Source organism: Neobacillus drentensis, from assembly GCF_036962765.1.
Lineage (GTDB): Bacteria > Bacillota > Bacilli > Bacillales > Cytobacillaceae > Neobacillus > Neobacillus drentensis_C.
Window position 1 is genome coordinate 1 of the sequence record NZ_JBALOS010000337.1, and the last position, 3,878, is coordinate 3,878.

General features: G+C 37.0%; 4 protein-coding genes. All 4 read right to left on the bottom strand.

Annotated elements, in window-relative coordinates:
• Window positions 1–79 precede the first annotated feature (79 nt).
• Complete coding sequence (locus tag V7137_RS28780) at window positions 80–1,552, bottom strand: zinc ribbon domain-containing protein (protein WP_335701232.1); 1,473 nt, start codon at window positions 1,550–1,552, stop codon at window positions 80–82.
• 666 nt (window positions 1,553–2,218) lie between these two features.
• Complete coding sequence (locus V7137_RS28785; protein WP_335701233.1) at window positions 2,219–2,995, bottom strand: dioxygenase family protein; 777 nt, start codon at window positions 2,993–2,995, stop codon at window positions 2,219–2,221.
• 25 nt (window positions 2,996–3,020) lie between these two features.
• Entirely contained in the window at window positions 3,021–3,452 is a 432-nt protein-coding gene (locus V7137_RS28790; RefSeq protein ID WP_335701234.1) for a DoxX family protein, read from the bottom strand.
• Between the two features lie 28 nt (window positions 3,453–3,480).
• Window positions 3,481–3,878 (bottom strand): alpha/beta hydrolase (locus V7137_RS28795; RefSeq protein WP_420490196.1); only part of this gene is annotated, 398 nt, incomplete at its 5' end.

Below are 3,878 nucleotides of genomic sequence, written 5' to 3' on the forward strand. Positions count from 1 at the left end.
AAGTTTACGAAAAGAGCCAAAAATAAAAAAGTACCAAAATGGATCCCATCATATAGAACCCATTCAGGTACTAGTTGAATTAATCTATTGAACTAAGTATTTGATTCACCCAATAGTTTTCCCAGTCTTTAAATGTCTGGTTCACTTTGCTGCTATTAACATCGATTTTCCGTTCGTTTGAATCAATCCAGCGAATCATGTGATTATTTTTAAAGTAGTAGCGGTTTTCTAATGGTTTAGCTGTGGTCGTAAAAATAAAAAACAGTGAACCATCATCCCAAAAATAATATTCAGTCGTTAATCCGTTTTCGTGCTTCACAATTTTCTTAATAATTCCATTCTCATTAATATACTGAGTAAAATTCCTACCCTGCTTATTTGTTGTAAAGTCTTTTTGCACCCTATTAATTTCATTGTATTCTGTCCTAATTTTTTTCACTTCAGCTTCAACGTTAATAGATGAAAGATCTTCTTCAGTGGCAACCACTTCAGTAGATGAAAGTTCTTCTTCGGTAGTCACGTTGCTACTTTCTACTGGAGTATTTTCCTTCTGATAATTAAATAGCAAGCCAATATCTCTGAAATCCTCGTCTACCAATGTAGTTTCATTACTTTTTATCACATTTCCGTTGATTTCTGTTTCAGCATGGATGGTAATGGAAGCATCAAATACGACAGGTCCAAACCGATCCATTTCCCCTACCCGTTGATACGTATTCTTGCCATTTACATAAAGAAAGGCATCTTCGCGATCAGAATAAATGGAAAGATAATTTTCGGGAAGGGTCAAATTAACTTCCATTTTTTTACCGGTAATACTGTGAGGGTCGATTACTTCTTCCTTATCTATAGTTGCGTATTTCCCTTTGTAGACTGCCTTAAGTCTGTATTCTCCGATCAGGTAAGGTCCAAACGTTTTCGCTTCACCCCGATTAATCTTTCCAACTTTTTTGTTATTGATAATTATTTCTGTTCCGTCAAAATTAACTGAAATAACCGGATAAAACGGCTTAATATAAATTTTATAACGATCGAAAAAGAGCCACTTTTTCCCTGATGGATGAATGGATACAAATCTCATTTTTTCCAGTCCGGAAAAAGTAAGGTTTTGTGGTTGGTCTTCTATGTATGAAAGGAAAGGAAATAAAGACTTCTTAGTAATTTTCAGATTCGGGTCGGTCGTATCAACTACTCCAACTAGGACAGTCGTGTCTTGTTCCTGTAATGCCTCTTCAAATTTCTGAATCACTGTTTCCTTACTGGTTAGCGTGGATCCTAGATAATATCCACCAAATAAAAGCACTACAAGAATTACCCCAACCGTTAGATATAATTTCTTGCTTCGTGAAGTTTGTTTGGTTGACCTTGTATTGTTTCCTGGTGTTTCTTTTATTTCTTGAAAATTAGGTGATGGTATTCCTCCTACAGCAATGTCCGACTGCCTCTGATCATAGGTATCTTGAACATTAGCAAACTGCTTTCCACAATTTGTACAAACGCGGTATTGCTTCTCCACCTTCGTTCCGCATTCCGTACAGAACTTATAACTCATTAACCTATTACCCCCCAATAAACCAATCTACAATAGTATTAAGCTTTGTAAAATCAGGTATATAAATTCATTTTATGGCTTGATGTTGGGTCTAATGACATATTAATCCCTTATTACCTTTTACTCTTATTAGACCCTATTTATGGAAAAATGACAACATCTAGGTGCCTGGCACCCAATTCGACACGAAATTGTAATAAAAATTGGTATTTGTCGAATATTTTTCCAAAATTTTTGAAGGAGTATGTCGAAAAAGAGAGAATGAAGTTAAGGAGGTTAAATTAAGGAGGAGAAAAGATGAAGAAAGTATTAACAATTTTAGGTGGAATCATTATTGCATTATCGTTGTTTGTGACTTCTGGCAATACTGCTAAAGCAGCCGCGAAACCTGGTTTACCCACAACTGACCATGATTGCGGTTGCGATGTTACAACAGTTATTGGATCGGAAAAGAATAAGTTTGTCGCGGATTTATTAAGTAGTCAGGCGTTTAAGAACGCAAAACAATTAATTACAAATGAAGGATTTAACTGGAGAGGTAAAGATAACATCGTTGTCGAGGTCAATCATACATTTGGTGATGCAGTTCTAATTGTTGTCCCTTTTTATACGCAAGCAGGTTCTATTGAGATTGCATTTTTTATTAATGGTCATTANNTTTCTAACTCACCCAAACTGCCAAACACTATGACTCAAATTTCCATATCGAAAACTGCGATGCAGCAATGTTGCTTTCTGGCTATCATCTGCTGCTCCTAATGCGTAGAAAAGTGGAATAAAGTGTTCATTTCCATAACGCGGTACGGCATATTCAGAATTAGGTGCAAGTGAATCGTATTTAAATAATGCATCGAGGTCCCAATTGTTTAAGTGTTCAGTCAACCAATTTTCAAATTCAAGCGCCCATGTGTCAATGGAATTATCTGTCCATTTCACAGCTCTCAGGTTATGGACGGTTCCTCCACTCGCAATAAGTAAAACATCATTTGCGCGTAACGATGCTAAGCTTTTCCCAATTTTATACTGTTCTGCCGGTGTAAGATTTGGGTTAACTGACATCGAAATGACTGGGATATCTGCATTCGGATAGAGAAGGCGAAGAACTACCCATGCTCCATGATCAAGTCCTCGTTTCGTCTCTACATCAAAGGGAACACCGTTTTTCGAGAACAAATCTTTAATTTCTTGAGAAATCTGTTCGTTCCCCTGAGCCGGGTATTTAATCGTGTATAGTTCTGGGTCGAATCCACCAAAATCATAGATCGTATCATAGGTATCCACTTCGCTTACTTTTTGTATGGATGATTCCCAATGTGCCGAAAATAATATAATTGCCTTGGGCCGGGGCAGTGTTTGCCCGAGCTGAGTCAGAAACTGAGTATATTCATTGTTCTCAATTGCTAATAATGGTGCTCCATGAGCAATAAAAAAAGATGGCAGCATTTTAACTTCCTCCAATTTAGTGAGGTTAATTTCTTGAAAATGAGGTTGTTTCTTCCTTCTGTCCTTTGAAAACGAGTTGATCGAGTGCAAACATTTTACTACCATTAATCGCAATAAAAACAGTCATAGCTAGTAAAGCTAAATCCAATTCGTAACCAGCCATTTGTCCATTCCCTAAAAATCCTACAGCTAGTTTCACTTTTACGATGGCACCAACCATTAATAACGACAATAATCCTGAAATTATTCTGCTGCCTAATCCAAGAACTAGTGCAGCACCACCAATCATTTCAACCGTTGCAACACCATATGCTAAGAATCCTGGTAAACCGATACTTTCAAACCAGCCAACGATGTTTTCAATTCCGCCTTGAAATTTTACTACCCCATGGACAAAGAATGTAATCCCTAATATGACTCTTATAATTAAGGTACTCGCTTCAAATTTTGTTAACATAATTATTTTCCCCTTTTTTGTGTTTTTTTTATTGTTCTACTTTTTCTATTAACCAGTTCATGAAATCCTTATGGTTTTCCATCGAAACGGTATGTCCTTCTGGATAAGTTTTAAAGGTTACATTTGCCTCTAGCCTGCGAAAATACTCATTATTGGCCAAGCCCCAGTCAAATGGAAGCACCTGATCCATCTCACCATGAGAAATAAACAACGAAACTTTATCAACTGGCTGTATCTTATACTCTTTCTTTACAAAAGCAGGAATGTATCCGCTTAGTGCAATAATCCCCTTTATTCGGCTGCCCAGTGTTAACCCCAGCGTCATCGACAAAATTGCTCCCTGACTAAAGCCAAGTAAGAATAGCTGACTCTCATCCAATGGGTATTCAGCGCAGGCAAAGTCAATAAAGCTAGTCAGTTTACTGA

Coding starts and splice junctions, on each gene's coding strand:
- V7137_RS28785 (WP_335701233.1), bottom strand. CDS start 2,995: ATGCTGCCATCTTTTTTTATTGCTCATGGAGCACCATTATTAGCAATT.
- V7137_RS28790 (WP_335701234.1), bottom strand. CDS start 3,452: ATGTTAACAAAATTTGAAGCGAGTACCTTAATTATAAGAGTCATATTA.
- V7137_RS28780 (WP_335701232.1), bottom strand. CDS start 1,552: ATGAGTTATAAGTTCTGTACGGAATGCGGAACGAAGGTGGAGAAGCAA.